Annotated in this window: 20 protein-coding genes and 2 pseudogenes; 13 read left to right on the forward strand and 9 right to left on the reverse strand. The window is 63.2% G+C overall.

Going from position 1 to position 21,868, the window contains the following annotated elements:
• Positions 1-98: 98 nt before the first annotated feature.
• Together MAB_RS23985 and MAB_RS23990 are read left to right on the forward strand one after the other, a co-directional pair.
• A pseudogene (locus MAB_RS23985) lies at positions 99-1,260 on the forward strand (NAD(P)/FAD-dependent oxidoreductase).
• A gap of 56 nt (positions 1,261-1,316) precedes the next feature.
• Positions 1,317-2,150, forward strand: coding sequence for a glycoside hydrolase family 16 protein (locus tag MAB_RS23990; RefSeq protein ID WP_005071913.1), 834 nt, complete (start codon positions 1,317-1,319; stop codon positions 2,148-2,150).
• On the opposite strand, the gene MAB_RS23995 is transcribed toward MAB_RS23990, so the two are convergent.
• From MAB_RS23995 to MAB_RS24015, 4 genes are all read right to left on the reverse strand, one after another.
• Positions 2,151-3,194 carry a TQO small subunit DoxD gene (locus MAB_RS23995; RefSeq protein ID WP_005112642.1) on the reverse strand — a complete coding sequence of 348 codons (1,044 nt, stop codon included), beginning with the start codon at positions 3,192-3,194 and terminating at the stop codon, positions 2,151-2,153.
• 555 nt (positions 3,195-3,749) lie between these two features.
• Positions 3,750-4,826 (reverse strand): class I SAM-dependent methyltransferase, encoded by a 1,077-nt coding sequence (locus MAB_RS24005; protein ID WP_005112645.1) that lies wholly within the window; start codon positions 4,824-4,826, stop codon positions 3,750-3,752.
• Between the two features lie 42 nt (positions 4,827-4,868).
• Positions 4,869-6,038 carry an NAD(P)/FAD-dependent oxidoreductase gene (locus tag MAB_RS24010; protein ID WP_005095711.1) on the reverse strand — a complete coding sequence of 390 codons (1,170 nt, stop codon included), beginning with the start codon at positions 6,036-6,038 and terminating at the stop codon, positions 4,869-4,871.
• A 43-nt stretch (positions 6,039-6,081) separates the two neighbouring features.
• Positions 6,082-6,702: a mycothiol-dependent nitroreductase Rv2466c family protein gene (locus MAB_RS24015; protein ID WP_005098585.1), complete on the reverse strand. Its 621-nt coding sequence runs from the start codon at positions 6,700-6,702 to the stop codon at positions 6,082-6,084.
• A 213-nt stretch (positions 6,703-6,915) separates the two neighbouring features.
• On the opposite strand from MAB_RS24015, the gene MAB_RS24020 reads away from it, so the two are divergent.
• Genes MAB_RS24020 through MAB_RS24030 form a run of 3 tightly spaced genes read left to right on the forward strand, consistent with a single transcriptional unit; the run spans position 6,916 to position 10,509 of the window.
• Positions 6,916-7,359 (forward strand): MmpS family transport accessory protein, encoded by a 444-nt coding sequence (locus MAB_RS24020; RefSeq protein WP_012296795.1) that lies wholly within the window; start codon positions 6,916-6,918, stop codon positions 7,357-7,359.
• 29 nt (positions 7,360-7,388) lie between these two features.
• Positions 7,389-10,235 carry an MMPL/RND family transporter gene (locus MAB_RS24025; protein ID WP_005114814.1) on the forward strand — a complete coding sequence of 949 codons (2,847 nt, stop codon included), beginning with the start codon at positions 7,389-7,391 and terminating at the stop codon, positions 10,233-10,235.
• 4 nt (positions 10,236-10,239) lie between these two features.
• Positions 10,240-10,509, forward strand: coding sequence for a metal-sensitive transcriptional regulator (locus MAB_RS24030; protein ID WP_005064709.1), 270 nt, complete (start codon positions 10,240-10,242; stop codon positions 10,507-10,509).
• Positions 10,510-10,530: 21 nt separating this feature from the next.
• Here the strand turns inward: MAB_RS24030 and MAB_RS24035 are convergent, their stop codons facing one another.
• Together MAB_RS24035 and MAB_RS24040 are read right to left on the reverse strand one after the other, a co-directional pair.
• The gene (locus MAB_RS24035; protein ID WP_005082660.1) at positions 10,531-10,962 is read right to left on the reverse strand and encodes a pyridoxamine 5'-phosphate oxidase family protein; all 432 of its coding nucleotides are present in this window, start codon (positions 10,960-10,962) and stop codon (positions 10,531-10,533) included.
• Between the two features lie 55 nt (positions 10,963-11,017).
• Entirely contained in the window at positions 11,018-11,560 is a 543-nt protein-coding gene (locus MAB_RS24040) for a TetR/AcrR family transcriptional regulator (protein ID WP_005064707.1), read from the reverse strand.
• Between the two features lie 144 nt (positions 11,561-11,704).
• On the opposite strand from MAB_RS24040, the gene MAB_RS24045 reads away from it, so the two are divergent.
• The 3 genes from MAB_RS24045 to MAB_RS24055 all read left to right on the forward strand — a co-directional run bounded on the left by MAB_RS24045 (position 11,705) and on the right by MAB_RS24055 (position 14,938).
• On the forward strand, positions 11,705-12,472 hold the full coding sequence (locus MAB_RS24045) for an SDR family oxidoreductase (protein ID WP_005082662.1): 768 nt from the start codon (positions 11,705-11,707) through the stop codon (positions 12,470-12,472).
• A gap of 57 nt (positions 12,473-12,529) precedes the next feature.
• Positions 12,530-13,468 (forward strand): patatin-like phospholipase family protein, encoded by a 939-nt coding sequence (locus tag MAB_RS24050; protein ID WP_005064705.1) that lies wholly within the window; start codon positions 12,530-12,532, stop codon positions 13,466-13,468.
• A gap of 132 nt (positions 13,469-13,600) precedes the next feature.
• The gene (locus MAB_RS24055; protein ID WP_005112649.1) at positions 13,601-14,938 is read left to right on the forward strand and encodes an HNH endonuclease signature motif containing protein; all 1,338 of its coding nucleotides are present in this window, start codon (positions 13,601-13,603) and stop codon (positions 14,936-14,938) included.
• A 12-nt stretch (positions 14,939-14,950) separates the two neighbouring features.
• On the opposite strand, the gene MAB_RS24060 is transcribed toward MAB_RS24055, so the two are convergent.
• Positions 14,951-15,586 carry an HD domain-containing protein gene (locus tag MAB_RS24060; protein WP_005095771.1) on the reverse strand — a complete coding sequence of 212 codons (636 nt, stop codon included), beginning with the start codon at positions 15,584-15,586 and terminating at the stop codon, positions 14,951-14,953.
• A gap of 152 nt (positions 15,587-15,738) precedes the next feature.
• Between MAB_RS24060 and MAB_RS24065 the strand changes: the two genes are divergently transcribed.
• Entirely contained in the window at positions 15,739-16,698 is a 960-nt protein-coding gene (locus tag MAB_RS24065; RefSeq protein WP_005095773.1) for a GlxA family transcriptional regulator, read from the forward strand.
• On the opposite strand, the gene MAB_RS24070 is transcribed toward MAB_RS24065, so the two are convergent.
• Both MAB_RS24070 and MAB_RS24075 read right to left on the reverse strand, forming a co-directional pair.
• Positions 16,695-17,318 (reverse strand): MBL fold metallo-hydrolase, encoded by a 624-nt coding sequence (locus tag MAB_RS24070; RefSeq protein ID WP_005089210.1) that lies wholly within the window; start codon positions 17,316-17,318, stop codon positions 16,695-16,697. The two genes, MAB_RS24065 and MAB_RS24070, sit on opposite strands and share 4 nt — an antisense overlap.
• On the reverse strand, positions 17,315-18,571 hold the full coding sequence (locus MAB_RS24075; RefSeq protein WP_005095777.1) for an FAD-dependent oxidoreductase: 1,257 nt from the start codon (positions 18,569-18,571) through the stop codon (positions 17,315-17,317). The genes MAB_RS24070 and MAB_RS24075 overlap by 4 nt, the downstream gene beginning before the upstream one ends.
• A gap of 118 nt (positions 18,572-18,689) precedes the next feature.
• Between MAB_RS24075 and MAB_RS24080 the strand changes: the two genes are divergently transcribed.
• The 4 genes and pseudogenes from MAB_RS24080 to MAB_RS24100 all read left to right on the forward strand — a co-directional run bounded on the left by MAB_RS24080 (position 18,690) and on the right by MAB_RS24100 (position 21,866).
• The gene (locus tag MAB_RS24080; protein WP_005064696.1) at positions 18,690-19,484 is read left to right on the forward strand and encodes a TetR/AcrR family transcriptional regulator; all 795 of its coding nucleotides are present in this window, start codon (positions 18,690-18,692) and stop codon (positions 19,482-19,484) included.
• A 9-nt stretch (positions 19,485-19,493) separates the two neighbouring features.
• Positions 19,494-20,339 carry a patatin-like phospholipase family protein gene (locus tag MAB_RS24085; protein ID WP_005095780.1) on the forward strand — a complete coding sequence of 282 codons (846 nt, stop codon included), beginning with the start codon at positions 19,494-19,496 and terminating at the stop codon, positions 20,337-20,339.
• Positions 20,340-20,360: 21 nt separating this feature from the next.
• Positions 20,361-21,074: pseudogene (locus tag MAB_RS25240) on the forward strand (nitroreductase family protein).
• Positions 21,075-21,140: 66 nt separating this feature from the next.
• Positions 21,141-21,866 (forward strand): hypothetical protein, encoded by a 726-nt coding sequence (locus MAB_RS24100; protein WP_005095788.1) that lies wholly within the window; start codon positions 21,141-21,143, stop codon positions 21,864-21,866.
• The last annotated feature ends 2 nt before the right edge of the window (positions 21,867-21,868 follow it).

The following is a 21,868-nucleotide window of genomic DNA, read 5'->3' on the forward strand; positions in this document are numbered from 1 at the left end:
AGTGAGTGCTTCCAGGGCTCAGTGGAGACAATACGGTGATTTTCACGGCCTACCCTCGAACTCGAAGAGACGTTCAGCCTTACCGAGATGGAGGTCACGTGAGCCACCCCACCGAGACCGAACTCTCCGTCGATGTAATCGTCGTTGGCGGCGGGATGTCGGGAGCCTCGGTCGCCTACGAAATCGCCGAGCACCGGACCGTGGCGCTGCTGGAAAGGGAATCGACCCTTGCCTTTCACACCACGGGGCGGTCGGCCGCAACCTTTATCGAGAACTACGGAAATTCGGTCATCCGGATGTTGACGGCCGGGAGCCGCGACTTCATTCACCGACCCTCCGGAAGGCTTCGACCCTCCCCTGGCCACCTCCCTGCCGCTGCTGACCATCGCCGACTCCGCGCACACGGATGCACTGCGGGAATCGCACCACCAGGCTGCTCTGCTCGGGTGCAACACCGAGCTGGTCGACGGCGCGGTGGCCGAGGAGATCAACCCCTACCTACGACCCGGATACACCCAGCTGGCGACGGTCGATTTGACGCCGATGGAGCTCGATGTTCATGGCCTGCACCAGGGATATGTGCGTGGCCTGCGTCGGCGTGGGGGAACCATTGTGAAGTCGGCAGGAATCGTGAGCGGGGCCCGCCGACATGGGCGCTGGGCCCTGCGGGACTCCTCGGGGCGGGTCTTCGAGGCAGCGACCGTCATCAATGCCGCGGGGGCGTGGTGCGATGAACTCGCACACCTGCTGGGCGCTCGCCCGGTGGGTATCCAGCCGCTGCGACGCACGGCGTTCATGGCCTCGGCGCCCCGCCCGAACGCCACCGGCTCGCTTCCCATGACACTGGATGCCTCCGACGCGTTCTACTTCAAACCCGATGGCGCACAGTTTCTCTGCTCACCCGCCGATGAGACGCCGCAGCCACCCGGCGACCCGCGACCGGACGAGTTAGAGATGGCACGCGCGATCGGAATGATCAACGAGGCAACCACGCTTGGCATTCGGAGCGTGAATTCCGCCTGGGCAGGCCTGCGTTCCTTCACCGCCGATCGCACACCGGTAGTGGGTGCTGATCCGGGTGTCGAGGACTTCTTCTGGTACGCGGCCCAGGGCGGATACGGCATCCAGATGGCACCCGCTCTCGCCAGGACGGGCGCCGCGCTGGCCACGGGCGCCGCCCTACCCGACGATCTGGCCGCCCGCGGTCTGACTGCGGCAATGCTGGCACCCGGACGTGACTCGCTACACACGGGCCAATAGCAGCCGTTCCTGCGCGCCCGGACCCTTCCGGGCGAATCCTGTTATCGTCGGCCACGATGGTGAACATGGATCGGCGCCGCATGATGGCGTTCTCAGGGCTTGGCATGTTGGCAGCAGCAGCTTCGATGCCGCAGGCGTGGGCGCAACCGTCCCCACTGGGACCGCCCAACCGGCCGCCCGCGGCACCCCCCACCGGCAAGTACGTCTTCGTCGACGAGTTCGACGGACCGGCGGGCTCGGCCCCCGATGGTTCCAAGTGGGCGATATCGAAGGCTCGCGAGACCATGAAGGACCCGACATTCTGGGAACTCCCAGAAAATGTCGGGCAGTACCGTGACGACCGCAAGAACGTCTTCCTCGACGGAAACTCGAACCTGGTGATCAAGGCCGCCAAAGAAGGCAACACCTACTACGGCGGCAAGATCTACAGCACGACCGAACTCGGTATCGGCTACACCTGGGAAGCACGCATCAAGTTCAACTGTCTGACCCCGGGCGCATGGCCCGCGTTCTGGCTCGGCAGTGACCAAGACGGTGAGATCGACATTGTCGAGTGGTACGGCAACGGCAGCTGGCCGTCGGCCACCACCGTGCACGCCAAGGCCAATGGCTCAGAATGGAAGACACACAACATCTCTCTCGACAGCGGCTGGCACACCTGGCGCACCCAGTGGGATGACAAGGGCATCCGGTTCTGGAAGGACTACACCGACGGGGCCACACCGTATTTCGAGGTCCCGGCCAACTCCCTGGCGGACTGGCCGTTCAACAATCCCGGCCACAAGGCCTTTGCCGTGCTGAACCTGGCGGTAGCGGGATCCGGCGGCGGCGATCCCCGCGGGGGTACCTATCCCGCGGAGATGCTTGTCGACTGGATCCGTGTCTGGTAGCTAGTCGTCGATCTGCAAGGCCTGCGTCCACACCGCACCGCTGACGTCCGCGAGGGACAGATTGTAGTGATGCCGCGGATCGATTCGTATGTCCAGACCGTCAATGTTCAACTCTGCCTTGGCCCCCAACGGCACAATCACGCCATACGCTCCGGGTTTCACCGCCGCGATGTACCGATTGGTGATGGAGTGCGCGGGCAGACTGCTCAGCTGCTCGGCCCGTAGAACCACCACTGCCCGTCCGGTCTCGCTTTCGGTGACGGTGACGCCCACCAGGAATGATCCGTAGACATCGACGCCCTCGGTCCGGTACACGGTGAATCGTAGGTTCCGATCGGAGATGCGCGCGTTCGATACCTCGATGATCGGAGCCACCGACTTGTTGCGTAGTGGCCCGTACAGGCCACCGTGGAAATACTGGTTGGTGCACAACGCGATGGTCAGCACCGCGGCGGCACCACCCAGTACCTGCCGACGGCGCACGTCCAGGGGCCCCGATGCCAGCCATCGGAACCAACACGACTCGGCAACCCCGCAATTACGCTCCACCACAACGTGATCCAGTGAATAGCGACCCCCGCCGGCCAGGAACAGCGTCAATCCTGCAGAGATTCCCAGGATGCCTATCTGCCATTCATCCAGGCAGGTCGTACCCAGCCAGCCAGACCCCAACAATATCCCCAGCGCGAGCAGAAAAACACTCACGCTCATCGCCCTGGTGAGAATTCCTGCCATCAAACACAGTCCCGTAACGCCTTCCACCACGGTGAAGACGACCATCGACCATTTCAAAAGATCGGGGTGCTCGACCAGAAAGGCGATGATCGGTTTGATGCCCAGAGCCTGTGGGAGGAAGTGATTGAACTTCTCTCCCACGTAGCCCGAAACGTCTGGGTCCAGCTTGTTTTCGAGTGCGACCCGTCGCCAAAACGCGGAAAAATAGGTCCATCCGACCACCAGCCGGATGGGTAAGACCGCCAGCCCGGCGCTGTCGCGCCACGTGCTGCCGTTGCTTTTGGTGTTCACGAAAACATCACTAGTCATTGATCGTCGGCCTCAAGTCGTCGGATTGGTGCTAGAAAGGGCACGCTTCGGCGCACGCTGGTACTGACGGCGCGGCGCAACGGCCACTCAGTGGTTGAAGAGATAAAGGCGCGCAGATCAGATCAGCGCCGGATCACGCTGATCCGATACAAGAGCGATCGACCATTCTGCGCGGCACAAGGATTCATGTTTCCCGGTTGCCATCGGGCTCCACGCACGCTGCCATGGATGGGCAGATCTCGAAGGGCAGTTATGGATTCGGGCAGCACCGAGGGCGGCCGCATGACATGCGCCGCGTCCTGAGCTATGACAACCTCGGGGGACGCGCACGCCCCGCCCGGTTGTTCCGCCAGGGCTGAACTCGGTACCAGGGAACCGCTCGATGCCATCGTATGAGTGAGTGCCACAACACCTTTAGGGCAATGAACCAGCGACAGGGAGGCCAGAACACCGACCAGCATCAGAAGTGCGGCTACGAGAAGCCCACGGCGCGTTACTGATCCCCGATCACGGCGCGCCAGCGGCATAAACCCAATCCTAACAGCGCAGCCGCTGTCATCTCCTGGCGATGTAAAAGTAATTGGAGGTGTCTTGCTCGATTTCGCGGACCGTTACATCCGAGAATCCCGCCTCGGCCAACATCGACTCAGCCAGCTGCCGCCCCCACATGGTGCCCAGCCCGGCGCCTTCCAGGCCGAGTGAAACGGGCATGCAATGGGTCAGGGAAACGGTGTACCGATACGTGCTCATGGCGACGCCGATATTGTCTTCGAGCCGACTGGACGCCTTGATATCGGCCATCAGTAAGACTCCACCCGGGCGTAGTGCCCGATGAATGTTCGCGAGTACGGCAGCCGGATGGGCCTGGTCGTGGATCGTGTCGAACGCGGTAATGAGGTCATAGGTGGCCGGCGCGTTGAGCGTGGCCACATCCGCACTCAGGAACGACGCGTTACGTAGCCCCAGCCGCTCGGCATCTGCAGCCGCTGTTGCGATCGCCTCGTCCGAGAAATCGACGCCCGTGAACCGGCTGGCGGGAAACGCCTGGGCCATAAGATTGATCGCATATCCACTGCCGCAGCCGAAATCGGCAACATCCAGGCCACCTTCCAACCCTTCCGGAAGCCCCTCAACCAGGGGAAGCACCGTCCTGATCAGCGCCTTGTCGAAGACCTCACGGCTGCGCTCTCCCATCACCGCGTGAAAACGTGGATAGTCTTGGTACTGCAGGCCGCCGCCCCGGCGGAAGCAGCCCAGAATCTTCTGTTCGACCTCGCTCAGCAGCGGCAAGTATTGGGCGAGGCGGGCCAGATTGTTCAGGCCGGCCTCGCGCGTCAATGTCGCCGCACGGTGACTCGGCAGGGTGTAGATCGCACTCACCGGCTCGTAGTCCACTACGTGCGCCACGGTCATCCCCGCCAGCCACTCGCGCACATAACGTTCTTCCAGCCCGGCAGCATCGGCAAGCTGTTCACTCGTCGAGCCGGCCGAGGCCGCCAGCGTGTCCAGCAAGCCGGTCTGATGACCGATGCTCATCAGCAGGACCAGGGCGGCATTGTCGATGGCCGCGGTGAGGCGCTCCGAAAATTCCTCAGTGGTCTCTGGTACGGGGTTTGCACTGGGAGCAGTCACGCCTATCCACCATACGCGAGCGGTCGTGAGGATGGCGAGATATCAAGCACCGGAACGGGACTCCCACATATCACGCCATTGGGCCTCCTCATCCCGCTTGTCGTGATGCTGACCCACCGAAGGTTCGGTGAGGGTGATCGCCGGATGCGGCAGCGTGAAGAAATCGCCCTTACCTTGCGCCGCGCGGTGCTGACCAGTGTCGAGGTAGCAGTACCCCAGGCCTGACAGCACCGCCTTCCTGTCGGACCGGCCCAGGTAATGAAGAACGTTCTGGGCAGCTGCTTTTGCGCCATTCTTGGCAAAAATCGCGGCTTTCGGCAGCGGCTTGCCGGACGGTGATGTGACTGCCGCGGTGTCGCCGATCGCCCAGATCCCGTCGTACTGGGTTTGCATGGTTTCCGCATCGACAGCGATCCATCCCTGCCCGTCGATCGTGACCGACGGCTCGTGCGGCGGCACGAACACCAGTAAGTCAAAGCTTGCGGTGGTGCCATCGCCGAACACGACAACCTTGCGCTCCGGGTCGATACATTCAGTCGTGCGTTCACCATGAAAGGTGATGCCGTTGTCCTTGAGCAACTGCACCAGCTGCGGTCCGGCATACGGCCCCGCCGAGGGCATCGGGTGCACCTCCGGGGTGTACATACTGATCTCGACGGCTGATCGTACGTTCTTCTCATTCAGTAGATCCGAGGCCAGTAGCGCACCTTCGTACGGGGCCACCGGACAGCGGAACGGCTGCGACGTCACCAGAAAGACCAGTTTGCCTGCTGAGAAATCCGCCAAGGCGCGGCGGGCATCACCAGCCCCCGCGACGCTGTAGTAGTGCACCGCGTCGCCCCGGGCGGCCGATTCGGCCAGTCCGCGCACCTTGTCAAGAGCGTTACGGGCGCCCGTGGCGATGACGAGGGCATCGAAGGACAGCGTCGACGAGTCGGACAGGGTCACCGTGTGGGCGTTGGGATCTATCGCGGTCACCGACCCTGTAATGGCGGTTACCCCCGACAGAGACTCGGCATTCGGCCGAATCGGAACGCTCTCGACTTCCCGCCAACCTCTCATCACCCAGGGCAACGTGAAACCGAGAAAATGTGAGAAGTCTTCGTCGACAACCGTGATGTCCACACCGTCGAGAGGTACGTCAGACTGCCGGATTTCGTTGATCACGCTCAGGCCGCCGATTCCGGCGCCCAGGATGACGATCTTCTTCATGTTCCGCGCTCCATCTTCCTGAATAGATTGAATAGTGGGCTTTCTAATGGGCCGGTCGGGGGCGCTGCAGCTGAGCGAATTCCGGGACCCGTGCCAGAGCCGCGACCGCGTCAAAAAGCGCCCTAGCGCTGTCGTGTTCTGGCACAGCCGTCAGCACCGGCCCAAAGGACGTGCGTCCATTTACCTGCATAAGAGGGCTGCCCCCGACATCGCCCAGCGCGCGCTGGCCCGCCTCGTGGGAGCGGCGGACCTCCGCATCCAATGAGGCATCTGACAACGTTTCACGTGTCGTCGTCAGGGGTGCCACCGCGCCCAGCACGCGATCCGCGAGTTCCGCGTCGAGGGGCAACGACTCATCGAAATACAGTCGGCCGAAGGCGAAGTACGCGGTGCGCAGACCCTGCTGGCCCAGCTCGCACTGGATGCCCGCCATGAGCCGCCCCACCCTTCGCGAGTCCCGCATCCGGGCCTGCTGCACGTCGGGCAGCTCCCTGCCCTCGTTCAACACGGCCAGGTTCATCAGCTGCCAATCGACCGGTATTCCGGACCCGATCGCGACCGCGTCCAGCCAGCGTGCGGTGTTCCACGAGAACGGACACACCGGATCCAGCCAAATCCTCACATCGAACGGTCCGCTTGCCGCTGCATCGCCATCCGCTGGCATACGGCATCTCCCTTCACGTGTGCATCAAGGCCGACACCAAGAAAAGACCACACTGACGCCTGCCGCAGGTGGCCCCCGCTTTCATTCATACCATACCCCCTAAGGTATTTGCGTCGCGGGCGACATATGTGGTGTTATCGACGTCAATACCCTAGGGGGTATGGTATCTGTCGCCATAGCCCGCGCGTCTACAGAAGAAAGTTGGTGCAGACCATGCGTACAGCCACAGCATCCGTCTTGAAGCGGGCCTGGGTTCCCGCGGTTGTCGCCTGCGCGGTCGGTCTCGGCGCCATAGCGGTGACGAATCTGCGCGGTGCGTTCGGGTCCGAGCCGATATTCTCGGCAACGGGCACGAGCGCGGAACCACTCGCGTCTTCCACGATCAAGCATGTGCGCTACGAGGTCTACGGGCCCAGCAGTGCCACGGGCGCGGTGAGCTACCTGGACAAAGACGCGCGGTCTCAACGCGTCGATTTCACCAGTCTGCCCTGGACGCACACGATCGAAACATCGGCACCCGCGGTGATTGCCAGTGTTGTGGCACAAGGTAATAGCCCCTCTCTCGGCTGCCGGATATCCGTCAACGGCCGGGTCCAAGACGAACAGTCCACCGAGGGCCACCGCGCCCAGACCTCATGTCTGGTGAAAGCCGCGTGAGCGCCCCGGCCCCCGAACGACCGGCCTTCATGCGTTTTGTGCGCAGATTCGCCGTCCCCATCCTGACCACCTGGCTGTTTATGACTGTCGCAGTGAATGTCCTTGTGCCACCGATCGAGTCAGTGGCCAGAGAACACGCGGTCACCATGTCGCCGCATGATGCGCCCGCGATGATCGCGGCCAAACACATTGGCCAGAAGTACCACGAGTCCGACTCCGACAGCATTGCGATGATCGTGCTTGAGAGTGACGACCCACTTGGCGAAAGGGCGCACCAGTACTACGACAATTTGGTGCTCGCGCTGCAAGCAGACACCAGACACGTGCAACATGTGCAGAACGTGTGGGGTGATCCGTTGACAGCGTCCGGCGTTCAGAGCCGCGATGGCAGGGCCGCCTATGTGCAGGTCAATCTGGCCGGCGACCAGGGCAGCACCTTGGGCAACAAATCAGTGGTTGCGGTCAGGGAAATCGTGGATAACTCCACGCCGCCGCAGGGGGTCACCGTGTACGTCACCGGCCCAGCAGCGCTGACCACGGATATGAACGAGGCCGCCGACAAGAGCATGCTGATCATGATGGGGGTGACCGGGGCGGTCATCATGATCATGCTGCTGATCACCTACCGCTCCGTCAGCACCATGTTGCTGGTCTTGGTGATGGTGGGCTTCGAAATGGGCACCGCCAGAGGTATCGTCGCAATTCTCGGAAACTACGACCTGCTCGGCTTTTCCACCTTCGTGGTGGCGATGCTGTCGTCACTGGCGATAGCGGCCGGCACCGATTACGCGATCTTTCTCATCGGACGCTATCAAGAGGCGCGTCAAGTCGGCCAGGACCGCGAAAATGCCTACTACACAATGTTCCGGGGCACGTTCCACATCATTCTGGGCTCAGGTCTGACCATCGCCGGAGCGACCTTGTGCCTACATCTTGCGCGGCTGTCCTATTTCAAGGCACTGGGCATCCCGTCCGCGCTCGGGCTACTCGTCGTGGTCGTCGGTGCGCTGACCGCGGCGCCGGCCGTAGTGGTGGTCGCCGGGCGTTTCGGTTTGCTTGATCCCAAGCGCCCAGTGAACGTGCGCCGGTGGCGTCGCATCGGCACCGCCACCGTGCGCTGGCCCGGCGCGGTGTTCGCCGCCTCATCGGCCATCGCACTCGTCGGTATCGCCATCATGCCGACCATGAAGGTCAGCTACAACGACCGCTTCTACATCCCCGAAGACCTACCCTCGAATATCGGATACACCGCCGCCGAACGTCATTTCAGCTCTGCCACAATGAATCCCGATATTCTGATGATCGAAAGCGATCACGACATGCGTAATACCGGGGACATGATCATCCTGGACAGGATCGCCAAGGAGGTGTTCCGCTCGCCGGGAATCGCGATGGTGCAAAGTATCACCCGCCCCTTGGGCGGCCCCATCGAGCACACCTCCATCCCGTTCCAGATCAGTGCCCAATCGATTCCCATCCAGCAGAACCTTCAATTCATGAAGGACCGGGCAGCGGACATGCTCTCCATGAGCAAGGACCTCGATGCCCTGATCGGTGCCATGGAGCGCATGCAGTCCCTGCTGGGTCAGATGAGCAGTGCAACCCACCGCATGTCCGCCAACATGACGGACGCCAAGACGACGCTGGAGGAGATTCGCGATCACCTGGCCGACTTCGATGACGTGGTACGGCCACTGCGCAACTACTTCTATTGGGAACAACACTGTTTCGACCTCCCCGCGTGCTCGGCGATCCGATCCGTGTTCGACGCACTCGACGGCGTCGACGCCTTCTCCGACAAGATGCGCGCGCTGACCACAGACATCGGGAACGTCGACGCGGTCATTCCCCAGATGGCGGCGCAGCTTCCACCGATCATCGCCGTTGCCAGGTCCATGCAGGACACCCTGCTGACCATGCATAGCAGCTTCTCGAACCTGATCACGCAGATGGCGCACATGACCGACACCGCGAGCGCCATGGGACAGGCGTTCGACGCGTCCCGAAGCGGGGATTACTTCTACCTCCCACCAGAAGCATTCCAAAACCCAGACTTTCAGCGCGGACTCAAGCTGTTCCTATCGCCCGACGGCACCGCGGCGCGATTCATCATCACCCATGACAGGGACCCCGCCACTCCGGCTGGAATCTCCACGGTGACGTCCGAACTAGAGGCCGCCCATCAAGCCGTCAAGGGAACCGCCCTGACCGACGCCAAGTTTTATCTGGCAGGCACCGCCGCAATCTATCGAGATATTCAGTCCGGCTCGCGGTACGACCTGCTGATTGTCGGAATCGCGGCCGTGACACTGATTTTCGCCGTGATGATGATCATCACTCGGGCATTTGTCGCCTCGCTGGCCATCGTCGGAACTGTGCTACTTTCGCTCGGCGCCGCGTTCGGGATCTCAGTACTGGTGTGGCAACACATCTTCGGTCTCGAGCTCAACTGGATTGCACCCGTCTTCGGACTGATCATCCTGCTGGCCGTCGGCTCGGACTACAACCTGTTGCTGGTGTCACGCTTTCAGGAAGAGATCGGCGCCGGCTTGAAGACCGGCATCATCCGTTCCATGGGGGGAACCGGCGGAGTCGTCACATCTGCCGGGCTTGTCTTCGCGTTCACCATGATGTCCATGGTGGCAAGCGATTTGAGCTCGATTGGGCAAGCCGGAAGCACCATCGGCCTGGGCCTATTGTTCGACACACTCATCGTGCGCTCGTTGATGACCCCGTCCTTAGCCGGGCTGCTCGGCCCGTGGTTCTGGTGGCCGTTGAGAGTTCGCACCGGTCCCACCGCGGAAGCACGGCCAAACGGTCGGCGACCCTATACCCAGGAGGGTATACTGAACATAGCTACGGGCCCCGAAAGGTAGATTCATGATTGACGACCAGGACAGCATCTCCGCCATCCTCAGTAGGCTGCGCAGAGCACAGGGGCAGCTCAACGGAGTGATCAACATGATCGAAAACGGACGCGATTGCAAAGATGTGGTCACTCAGCTTGCCGCGGTGTCACGGGCACTCGACCGTGCCGGCTTCAAGATCGTTGCCACCGGACTGCGTGAATGCATCGCCGCCGACAAGAGCGGCAACACCGCGCCGATGACCGAGGCCGAGCTTGAGAAGCTATTCCTCGCACTGGCGTAGCACGCGGACGCCGCCGCGTCGTTACAGCTCGCCGGAAAAATCCGCCGTGAACCACCGATCGGGCTTGATCGTGAACAGCACGGTATCGGTGTTGTCATAACTGCGCGCGAATTCGCGCCCCGCCTCCTCGCCGAGATAGCGGATGGCGATCTCTTCCCTTGGCCCGGCAGAGGCCGGCCGCTCCGTATCGACAACCGTTCCCTCGACAACGACATACTGGTACGGCGGCTCTTCATGCTGCACTGTGAGCGTTATGGCGCCGGCCCGCTCGATCAAGCGTGCCTTTCGATTTCCCGCGCCGGTATTGATCCGGATATTGCCCCCGGGTGTGTAGTCGTACCAAATCGGCACACTCGCAGGCGGGCGTCCGTCGTCGGTCGCAACAGACAACACCGCGACGTGCTTCGCGGCAAGGAAATCATGGCGTTCTGCTTCGGTGAACTTGCGTGGCATGTGGCATCAAACCATCGGCCCCGCACCCCTTATTCCCCCCCACTCCTGAGCGGCGTCATGCCCCGATTCCCTTGAAAAGGTTATCCAGCAAGGCGTCCACGAATCCCGCGGTCAACGGCTGGTCAGGCACAAGTAGCCGGTGGTAGCAGGCGCCCCACAGCTGATCCACCATGACCTCGGGGTCCACGTTCGCACGCAACTGTCCACGTTCCTGCGCGCGGCGTATCGCCGCGACTGCCAGGGCACGGCGTGGTCCCGAATATCGTTGCAAAAAAGCAGCTTTGAGCTCCGGATCGACTTGGGCCTGGCCGATGAGTTCGCCGATGATGGCACCCGCAGCCGTATCCCGAATGACACCGAGGAAGGCCCGCATCTGCGCGCGCAGGTCGCGCTCGATCTCACCGCTGTCCGGGAAATTCAGGTCCGGTTCCACCTTCCTGAAATACCCGTCAAGCGCCAGCGCCCCCTTGGACGGCCACCACTTGTAGATCGTCATCTTGCTCGCGCCGGAAAGAGCGGCGACCTTGTCGATGGTGAACCCTCCCATGCCTTCGGTGAACAACAACTCACCCGCCGCCTGAAGCACCTCCTCGCGCACCTCTTCGGTCGGTCGCCGCCCACGGCGAGGCTGCCTTGGCCGAGTTCCGTTCACCGCACCCCTCCACTCCTTGCCCTCTATGTGTACGTACCGTACATTACATATATGTACGGTACGTACACATAATGATCGAAAGGGCTTCCTATGCAGATTTCGGGCAACACGGTGTTCATCCCCGGAGCCACCAGCGGGATCGGTTTAGAGCTCGCACTGGCCTTGCAGGCCAAGGGCAATACCGTGATCGTAGGTGGCCGGCGCATCGAGCTACTGGATCAGATCCGCAGGGATCACCCGGGGGTTTCGACCGTGCGCATCGACATTTCCGACCCGGCGAGCATCGACATCGCCGCCCAACAGGTACTTACCGACCACCCGACCCTCAACATCCTTGTCACCATGGCCGGGATCATGCGCGTCGAAGACTGGCATCACCCCGAGTCGTTTCTGCAATCCGCCGAGGAGATCGTCACCACGAATGTGCTCGGCCCGATTCGTTTGATCGCCGCCTTCATCGAACATCTGCAGGTGCGGCCGGAAGCCACCATCATCACCGTGTCATCAGGGCTGGCCTTTGCGCCGCTGAAGGTCACGCCCAGCTATAACGCGTCCAAAGCCGCCATTCACATGCTCAGCGAGTCGCTCCGGCTACAACTCGCAGACACCCGTGTCGAGGTCAAAGAACTGCTGCCACCGGCGGTCCGAACGAACCTGATGCCCGGACAACAAGAGAGCGAATTCGCGATGCCCCTGAAGGATTTCATCGACGAAGTGATCGCGCTGCTCGAGAGCGAGCCCGATGCCCACGAGATCCAGGTCGAACGGGTGAAGTTCCTGCGCTATGGCGAGGTCCGCGGAGACTACGACGACGTCGTGGCCACACTCAACGCATCGGACCCACACGCGCGCCGGTAGCCGGGTGTCGCAGACCTCACCTGGCCACACGGTGACACTCTTGCCAAGATTGAGCTGATGACAGGCGAGGCGAGCACGGGTGTACCCGGCACGAAGATCGCGCTGGCGCTGGGCGCTGGCGGAGCACGCGGCTACGCACACATCGGCGTGATCCAGGAGTTACACGAGCGCGGCTTTGAGATCTCCGGTATTTCCGGATCATCGATGGGCGCATTGGTGGGTGGCCTGGAGGCCGCTGGCGCACTCGACGAATTCGCCTTGTGGGCAACATCTTTGACCCAACGGGCGGTACTGAGGCTGTTGGATCCCACCTGGACCAGCCCCGGCTTCTTTCGCGCGGAAAAGATCCTTGACGTGGTACGCGAGCTGCTCGGAGATGTCGCGATCGAAGACCTGCCGATTCCGTTCACGGCCGTGGCGACGGACTTGATCGCCGGCAAGTCGGTGTGGCTGCAGAATGGCTCACTGGCCTCCGCCATCCGTGCATCAATCGCGATTCCCGGGATGATCTCGCCACATGTTCTCAATGGGCGGGTGCTCGCCGACGGTGGCGTTTTGGACCTGCCTGCCGTGGCTCCCCTCGCTGGAGTGCACGCCGAGTTGCGGGTCGCGGTGACCCTCAGCGGGGGCGACGAGCGGCGCGCACCCGCGCCGCCGGAACCGGAGCCAGAACCGCGAGAACCGCGTGTCACCACGGAATGGCTGAACCGTCTGTTGCGGAGCACCTCGGCGTTGTTCTCAACCGACGATCCCGAGGTGGCAGGCCAGCCAGACCCCGCCGCGAAACTGACCAGCTTCGAGGTGATGAACCGCACCATCGAGGTCATGCAGTCACAACTTGCCCGCATGCAGCTGGCCGCGCATCCACCGGATGTCCTGATCGAGGTACCCCGCAGCGTCAGCCGCAGTCTCGACTTTCACCGGGCCACCGAGGTGATCGAGGTTGGGCGCCGCTGCGCCGCCGAGGCTCTCGACGCGTACGCACACACAAACTAGCCGTGGCCCCCGCGGCGGCCGACCGATCCCCGATCGCATAGGCGGCCCGCGGTTTATCCACAATCCGGAGTTCATCCACAACAACGGCCCCATACACGCCGTGCTCCCACCGATCTCACTAAAATCAAACGCATGTTCGATGAGTTGGGCGATGTGGAGCTGATCGATCTGATCGCGTCCGCACAACGCGCCGAGGCGCAGGCATGCGCCCGGAAATTGGACGCGATCGGAGTGCTTGTCGACCGGCACGCCGATCTCGGCAAGCCCGATGAGCGCGACCATCACGCACTGGATCGTTGGGACAGGGTCGCCTCGGAAGTCGCCGCGGCCCAAGGCATCACGCACGCGCTGGCGTCCAGCCAAATGCGCTACGCCCAGGTTCTGCGACACCGCCTCCGGGCAGTCGCGGAGCGCTTCGCGGCCGGTGATCTCGACTTCCGGACCGTTGCGCTGATCATCAATCGCACCGAACTCGTCGACGACGAAGCCGTGGTGGCACGCGTAGATGCCGCCATCGTGCGCGCGCTGCCGCGGTGGGCACGCTGGTCACACAAACGCATCACCGCAGCGCTCGATGCACTGGTGCTTCACTTCGATCAGGACGCCGTGCGGCGCAACCGATCTGCCACCGACAAACGACATCTGGAGATTCGCCCCCTCGGAAACGGGGAGCCGGTCGCCGAGGTCTGGGGCACCCTGCAGGCCGTCCATGCCGTGGCGCTGGACAAGCGCCTGGATCTCTTGGCCGGCACCGTGTGCCCGGCGGATCCCCGGTCCAAGACCCAGCGTCGCGCCGATGCCGTCGGTGCATTGACCCAAGGTCTCAACCGAATGCGCTGCGCCTGCGGACACCCCGATTGCTCCGGCCGTGATACCGCCGACGTGCCCGTGGTGGTCAACGTGGTCATCAACCAATCCACCCTCGCCGGCAGTGACGACTGCCCTGCCCATGTACCGGGCTTCGGGGTCCTGGCCGCTGAGTCAGCCCGTGCCGCAGTCGCCGGTACCCCAACCCGCAACCTCACGGACTCACGTAGCACCGGATACCGCCCCTCCGCCAAGCTTGCCGCCTTCGTACGTTCCCGCGATCAACTGTGCCGGTTCCCCGGTTGCGAAGCCGTCGCCGACCGCGCCGATATCGATCACACCGTGCCCTGGGCCACGGGTGGCCCCACCACTGGCGCCAATCTGAAGGCCCTGTGCCGCAAGCATCATCTCCTGAAGACCTTCGGCCAGTGGACGGAGCTTCAAGAACCCGACGGCACCGTGATCTGGAAGTCTCCGACGGGGCATCGCTATGCCACCACCCCGGTCAGCTGGTTCCTCTTCCCGGCGCTTACTCGCCACCACACCCGCCAACAGGCACGTGACCGTAGGCGGCGGACTGAACGAAACTTGAATCGCGAACAACGATTACAACGTGAGGCTGCACTGGCTGCGCTTGCCGCCAAGGATCCGCCGCCGTTCTAGTGGGCGTGCGACCTACTCCGGCCAGCTGTTGGCGTGAATCAGATCTACCAGATCGTCGCGCACGAAAGAAGGGTCGAAGTGCGCGAGGACATCCGCGTTCATGTTGCCGAAAGTGCTACGCGGACGATGCCGGTTTCCCTCGAAGAAGGCGCGCAAGATCCGGTTCTTGAAATCGGGCCGCGGGTGCGCGGCAACCACCTCGTCTAAATCCTTACCGGACAGTGCATCCCGGTCGATCCCGACCACGTCTGTCTCGACACCGGCAGTCACCAGCGCTACCTCCGGGCTGAGGAACTCGGTGATTCCCGGCGTGGTGTGCAGCGCAATCGCCAGCCACACGTTCTGCGCGTCCTCGGCACCCACCCCACGCTCGATCAGAAAGTCTCGGGCGGCATTGGCGCCGTCGACCTCGAACCGGAGCGGTGAACCGCGGTAGCCATCGGTGAGCCCGATGTCATGGAACATCGCCCCGGCGTACAACAACTCAAGATCGGGCTTCACGCCGCGGCGCTGCCCCTGCAGCACGCCAAACAGGTACACCCGTCGCGAGTGGTGAAACAGTAGGTCATCCTCGGTGTCATGGATGTACTCGGTAATCTCCCGGACAAGTGGGGTATCGGGGATCTCGACTCCAGCGATCTCGGTCATGGCATGCCTTTCATCTGATGTGGCTCGTATCCGGCGGAACTCCGTTCCCCACGAGTCTGTGAGCCCGCAGCTCGCCGGTGAGAGAGGTAAGACGGCCGTCGATCCCACAGATCCGGACATACGGGCCGGCGCGCGTCTGCGATCCTGAGGGCATGTCCGATGAGCGGCTCATCACGATCGTCGTGTTCGACGGCATGAAGCTGCTAGATCTCGCGGGGCCTGCCGAAGTATTCGCCGAAGCCAACCGGTTCGGCGCCAACTACCGGCTGGTGGTCGCCTCCGTCGACGGCCGCGACGTGTCGACCTCGATCGGATCGCCGTTCTCCGTCACCGAGACAATCGACTCGATCGAGTGCGCCGATACCGTGTTGGTCGCGGGCGGCGACGTACTGATCGGAAGCCCGCTGAACCCCACTCTGGTGGCCGCCCTGGCCCAGCTGCAAGCGCGCTGCCGACGCATCGCGTCGATATGCACCGGAGCGTTTCTGCTGGCCCAGGCGGGCATGCTCGACCATCGCCGGGCCACCACTCATTGGCGCCACACCGGCCTGCTGCAGCGCGCGTTCCCCAACGTCACCGTCGAGCCGGATGCGATATTCGTCCGGGACGCAAATGTTTTCACCTCGGCCGGGGTTTCCGCGGGCATCGATTTGGCGTTGGCTCTGGTCGAGGATGACCACGGATCGGAGATGGTCCGAGACGTGGCCCGGTCGCTGGTCGTCTACCTGAAGCGGGCGGGTGGACAGTCCCAGTTCTCTGTCTTCGTAGAGTCCGCCCTGCCCACCGGTTCGGCGCTGCGCCCTGCCACCGACGCAATAGCCGCCGACCCCGCCGCCGACCACAGCGTCGCCAAGCTAGCGGCACGGGCAGCGCTGAGCGCGCGGCAGCTTACGCGGCTCTTTCATTCTGAATTGGGCACCACCCCAGCGCGATACGTGGAGCTCGTCCGCATAGATGCCGCACGTGGCGCCCTGGATGCGGGCAGCACCGTGACCGAGGCCGCCCGGATCGCCGGGTTCGGGAGCGCCGAAACTCTGCGCCGGGCGTTCGTCAGCGAGCTCGGTGTCTCACCTAAGGCCTACCGCGAACGGTTCCGCACCGCAGCACGCTAGTGGCCGCGAGCCACCCAATCGTCGTAATGCACGATCTCATCACCGATGGTGGTGGTATCGCCGTGGCCCGTGTAGACCACGGTGTCTTCCGGAAGCGGCCCGAGCCGTCCCGAAATGGATCGCAGAATCGTCGGGAAATCGGAGAACGATCTGCCCGTGGCACCCGGTCCGCCCTGGAAGAGCGTGTCCCCGGAGAACACCGCTCGCAGTTCGGGCGCGTACCAGCACACCGAACCCGGGGAGTGCCCCGGGGTATGCAGTGCGTGCAATTCCAGGCCGCCAACCGGCAACACCATATCGTCCTCGACGGCACGGAAATCTTTGTCCGGGTGAGTCATTCGCCATAGGACATCATCTGCCGGATGCAGCAGCACCGGCGCATCCAGAGCCTGACTCAGCTCAGGGGCAACGGTGATGTGGTCATTGTGTCCGTGGGTGCACACCACCGCGACCACATTGCGCCCGCCGACCGCATCGATGATCGGCTGCGCGGAGTGGGCGGCATCGAAGACCACCACATCATCGCCCTCGCCGACAATCCAAATGTTGTTATCGACTTCCCAACTGCCGCCGTCGAGTTCGAAAGTTCCGCGGGTGATCACCCGCTCAATTCCACTCACCCGCTCACCATAGACCCGGGCGTGCCCACGGCGGCCCTGCGGGCGAAGTCCGGTGCGTGCTCCGGCCGTACGCCGATACCGATGAAGTACGCCGGAAGCACGGTGAGCCACCGGAAACGAGAGATGATCGGCACCAACCAACCAGGGCCACGGAACTTCTTCTCGGTGAGCACCGGATCCACGAGGTAACGATGCGCGAAGAGCTGTGCGGCCTGGGTGACTACCGCCGGGAACATCCGGCGGCGCTGCACGGCGGCCAGGTCCGCACAGGTGACGCGCTTGCGACGCAGCGGAGCGGCGAGGATACGGGCTGCCGCGACAGCGTCCTGAACGGCAAGATTGATCCCGACACCACCGAGGCCCGACATCGCGTGGGCCGCATCGCCGATGCACAGCAGCCCGTCGGTGTACCAGCGCGACAACCGGTTTACCCGCACATCCAGCAGCTTTACCTCATCCATCGATCCGATCTCACCGGCCACATCCGTCAATTCCGGCACCACGTCGACGAGATCGCGACGGAATGCCTCCACTCCCCGTGCCCGTAGTCGCGCGTCGTCTCCCTTGCGGATGAACTGCGGAATCTGCAGGTAGCCCTGACGAGGGATGATCCCCAAGAGCTTTCCGTCTTTGAAGCGCGGAACCAACTCCTCGCCGATTCCCGGAACGCGCGGGGCACGGAACCACCAGATATCGGTTCCCACGGAGAATTCGCGGGGCACAAGGCCGGCCTCCTGACGGCAAAGCGACCAGCGCCCGTCGCACACGAGTGTCAGATCCGCGCGTAGCTCACCGGCTCCGCCCGGACTCTCATAGCGCACCCCGGCCACCCGGCCGCACTCGTCCCATATCAAGCCCGTCACCTCGTGCCGCATACGGAGGTTGAAATCCGGCTCCTCGCTTCCCACCTCGGCCAACATGTCCAGCAGATCCCACTGCGGCACCATGGCGATATAGGGGTGCGGGGTGCGCAACCGGGTGAGGTCGGCCATCACAATCTGCTCGCCGTCAGGCCTGGTCACTCTCATCCGCTGCAGCTTTGTGTGGGGCAGCTTGTCGAATCGATCGAAGAGACCCAACTCGTCGAGCAACCGCAGGGTGGACGGGTGCACGGTGTCGCCGCGGAAGTCCCGCAGAAAATCGCCGTGCTTCTCCAACACGACGACCTCTACCCCGGCCCGGGCGAGGAGCAGACCGGCGAATATGCCCGCCGGACCGCCACCCACCACGACACATGTCGTCTTCTCGCTCATCTTCTCGCCCCTCTCATGTATTCATCGACCGTTGAAATTCAAATACAGATTACATTTAATGGAGTTCCACGTCTAGCGGTATCATCGCGCTGTGACCTCAGCAAAGACAGGTACCCCGGTGACCGAGGACCTGGTGAACGCGGCGCTGCAGGCTGCGCACGCGCTCGGCAAGGACGTCGCGGACGTCCCGCTGGTGGAAGTCGCCCGCGCCGCCGGAGTGTCCCGAAGTACGCTGTTGCGCCGGCTGGGCGGCACGCGGCAGGCGCTGGACGCCGCCGTCCGCGAGACCGGCGTCGATCCGGGCGGGCGCGCGCCTGTGCGAGAACGCGCCACTGTCGCCGCCGCCGAACTAATCGATGAGCGCGGTTTGGCGGCAGTGACACTGGAAGCCGTGGCAACCCAAGCGGATTGCTCGGTGCACAGCCTCTACGCCGCTTTCGGCGGTCGCGACGAGCTACTGCGCGCCACCTTCGACCGATTTGGGCCCATCGTCGATATCGAGGACACCGTGGGCGACTCCTCAGTGGGCACCGAGGAAAAGCTCCATCGCATCTACCAACGCCTCGTCCAAGCTTTCAGTCAGAAGCCGCGGGTCATGCCCGCCATGTATGCCGAGATCATGGCCCGCCCTTTCGACCCATCGGTGCGCAAGCTCATCGAACACAACGCACCGCGCATGCTCGGCAGCGTTGGACTATGGCTGTCCGGCGAGATTGCCGCTGGCCGCATTCGCGACCTACCGGTGACCGTGCTGACACAGCAACTGCTCGCACCTGTCGTTATGCACACGGCCCTTCGTCCCGCGGCCGAGGGCGTCCTCGGGCTGGAACTCCCAGACATCCAGGAAGTCTGCAAGATTTTCGCCGACGCCTTCCTCCACGGCGTTCGCGTACCGGAGCCACCACGTGGCTAGTGTTGTTCTATGACAACGGCGTTCGTGCTGTCCGGTGGTGCCAGCCTGGGCTCGATTCAAGTAGGCATGCTGCTCGCCTTGGCAGAGGCGGGTATCGCCCCCGACCTGATCGTCGGAACATCCGTCGGCGCCCTCAACGGCGGATGGATATCCTCGCGCCCCGACATCGACGGCATCAACGGTCTGGCCGACTTATGGCGATCGCTATCGCGCAAAGACGTTTTTCCCACGAATCTCTCGGTGGGATTCCTGGGCTTCATCGGCCAACGCCAGAGTCTGGTATCCGATTCCGGCCTTCGACGGCTCCTCAAGGAACACTTGCTGTTTCGCCGTCTTGAAGATGCACCCATACCATTGCACGTCGTAGCTACGGACGTACTCACCGGCAAAGACGTCCTGCTGTCCGGCGGAGATCCGATCGACGCCATCGCAGCCAGTGCCGCCGTACCCGCAGTGTTGCCGCCGGTGCGAATCGACGGGCGCGACCTCATGGACGGCGGCGTGGTCAACAACACCCCGCTCTCGCACGCCGTGGCACTGGGCGCCACCGAGATCTGGGTGCTACCCACCGGATATGCCTGCGCCCTCACGGAAACACCCAGGGGTGCAGTACCCATGGCATTACATGCGATGACCCTGGCCATCAATCAGCGCCTGGTTGCCGATGTGAACCGCTTCGAGGGCAGCGTCGACCTGCGCGTGGTTCCGGGGCTGTGCCCGGTCCGTACGTCACCGGCAGACTTCTCACACGCCGATGAGCTGATCGGTCGCGCACACGAGCAGACGCGCAGGTGGCTGCTCATGCCCAGGTTCAAAATCAATCAGGCCGATCTGCTCGAACACCACCACGGCTGAGTGCCGACTAGGGTGACCCGCATGGAGCTTTACGATGTCATGCGCACCACCTTCGCAGCACGTGAGTTCACCAGAGATCCCCTGCCCGACAACGTATTAGACCGAATCCTCGACAACGCGCGGTTCGCGCCCAGCGGGGGCAACCGGCAGGCCGGTCACGTCATCGTGGTCAAAGACCCGGCCACGCGGGAGAGCCTGGTCGAGGCGACGAAGCCGGGCGCGCGCCGTTATTTCGCCCAGGTCGTGGCCGGTGAGTCACCATAGAATCCGGTCAGCCCCACCCGGGTAGACCCCGAGACCATCGCCGCGACTGTGGTACCCGAATCGGTGGCCGCACCGCTGCGCACGGCCGGGGCCGTCCTTGTCGTATGCGTAGATCTGCGGTTGGTCGCCGCCGTGGACCAGGATTTGGAACGCGTGGGGGTGGTCGGCGGAGCCTCTATCTATCCGCTGGTGTGGAACATCCTGTTGGCGGCGCGAGCAGAAGGTTACGGCGGCGCCCTCACCACCATGGCGGTGGCCGAGGAACCGAAGGTGCGAGAGCTCCTCGGGATCCCCGACACCTACGCTGTCGCCGCGGTGCTGCCGATCGGTAAACCGGTCAAACAGCTGACGCGGCTGCGGCGCAACCGCGCCGCAGAATTCGTCACCCGCGAGCGCTTTGACGGCCCACCCTGGCGGACCACTACCGGGGAACATCACTCGGAATCGCCCCGATATCCGAGATCACACTGATTTCCCCAGGCAACATCATGTTTGATCGAATGGACGTGCCAGTCAGCGATCTGAAACGAGCAACCCGTGAACGCACAGGACGAACCGGCCACCACACCGGATGAAACGGATATCGCCATATCCAAGGAGACGAACGACCAAGCTCCGGTGCTGATCACCGCGACAGGCCTTGGGGTGGATGGGGAGCACGGTCCGCTCTTCTCGGGCATCGGACTCGAACTCACCTCCGGCTTTCATGCCATTCAGATGCCCGGTGGGCCGGCCCAGCATTGTCTGCTACTCACGCTGGCGGGCCGGCTCAAAGCAAGCCACGGCACCGTCAACGTGATGGGCGACACCGAGCCGCGTGCGATCCGCCGGCATTGCGCCATTGCCGCGTTCGCCGATATCGATGAGCTCGAAGAAACCGTGACGGTCCAGACGGTGCTCGCCGAGCAGCGCCGCTGGCTGGCGCCGTGGTTCTCCCGGGTTCCGGCCGATACGGGACGCGACAAGCTAGACGAAGTGTTCGGTGAACTCCCGCCTCCTTCGGGCGAGACATTCATCGTCGAACTTTCCGATCTCGATTTGTTTCTCCTGCGCATCACGCTGGCGCTGCTTTCGGACCGGCCCATCCTTGTGGTGGGCGACCTGGAGCAGGTGCGTGACAACGCACGCCGGACATTGGCGGTCGAACGGCTCGGAGTCATCGCCCAGAACCGCACCGTCGTCGTCGGAGTGACCAACCCGTTGGGCACCGACGCGCCCGTCCACGACTTGCACGACCACCGCATCCTCACCGGGAGGGACTGATT

Origin of the sequence: Mycobacteroides abscessus ATCC 19977, from assembly GCF_000069185.1 — a bacterium.
GTDB classification, from domain to species: Bacteria; Actinomycetota; Actinomycetes; order Mycobacteriales; family Mycobacteriaceae; genus Mycobacterium; species Mycobacterium abscessus.

Bases quoted from the DNA above. Each gene is read 5' to 3' on its own strand.
- MAB_RS23990 (WP_005071913.1), top strand. From the start codon at position 1,317: ATGGTGAACATGGATCGGCGCCGCATGATGGCGTTCTCAGGGCTTGGC.
- MAB_RS23995 (WP_005112642.1), bottom strand. From the start codon at position 3,194: ATGACTAGTGATGTTTTCGTGAACACCAAAAGCAACGGCAGCACGTGG.
- MAB_RS24010 (WP_005095711.1), bottom strand. From the start codon at position 6,038: ATGAAGAAGATCGTCATCCTGGGCGCCGGAATCGGCGGCCTGAGCGTG.
- MAB_RS24015 (WP_005098585.1), bottom strand. From the start codon at position 6,702: ATGCCAGCGGATGGCGATGCAGCGGCAAGCGGACCGTTCGATGTGAGG.
- MAB_RS24020 (WP_012296795.1), top strand. From the start codon at position 6,916: ATGCGTACAGCCACAGCATCCGTCTTGAAGCGGGCCTGGGTTCCCGCG.
- MAB_RS24025 (WP_005114814.1), top strand. From the start codon at position 7,389: ATGCGTTTTGTGCGCAGATTCGCCGTCCCCATCCTGACCACCTGGCTG.
- MAB_RS24030 (WP_005064709.1), top strand. From the start codon at position 10,240: ATGATTGACGACCAGGACAGCATCTCCGCCATCCTCAGTAGGCTGCGC.
- MAB_RS24035 (WP_005082660.1), bottom strand. From the start codon at position 10,962: ATGCCACGCAAGTTCACCGAAGCAGAACGCCATGATTTCCTTGCCGCG.
- MAB_RS24045 (WP_005082662.1), top strand. From the start codon at position 11,705: ATGCAGATTTCGGGCAACACGGTGTTCATCCCCGGAGCCACCAGCGGG.
- MAB_RS24050 (WP_005064705.1), top strand. From the start codon at position 12,530: ATGACAGGCGAGGCGAGCACGGGTGTACCCGGCACGAAGATCGCGCTG.
- MAB_RS24055 (WP_005112649.1), top strand. From the start codon at position 13,601: ATGTTCGATGAGTTGGGCGATGTGGAGCTGATCGATCTGATCGCGTCC.
- MAB_RS24060 (WP_005095771.1), bottom strand. From the start codon at position 15,586: ATGACCGAGATCGCTGGAGTCGAGATCCCCGATACCCCACTTGTCCGG.
- MAB_RS24065 (WP_005095773.1), top strand. From the start codon at position 15,739: ATGTCCGATGAGCGGCTCATCACGATCGTCGTGTTCGACGGCATGAAG.
- MAB_RS24075 (WP_005095777.1), bottom strand. From the start codon at position 18,571: ATGAGCGAGAAGACGACATGTGTCGTGGTGGGTGGCGGTCCGGCGGGC.
- MAB_RS24085 (WP_005095780.1), top strand. From the start codon at position 19,494: ATGACAACGGCGTTCGTGCTGTCCGGTGGTGCCAGCCTGGGCTCGATT.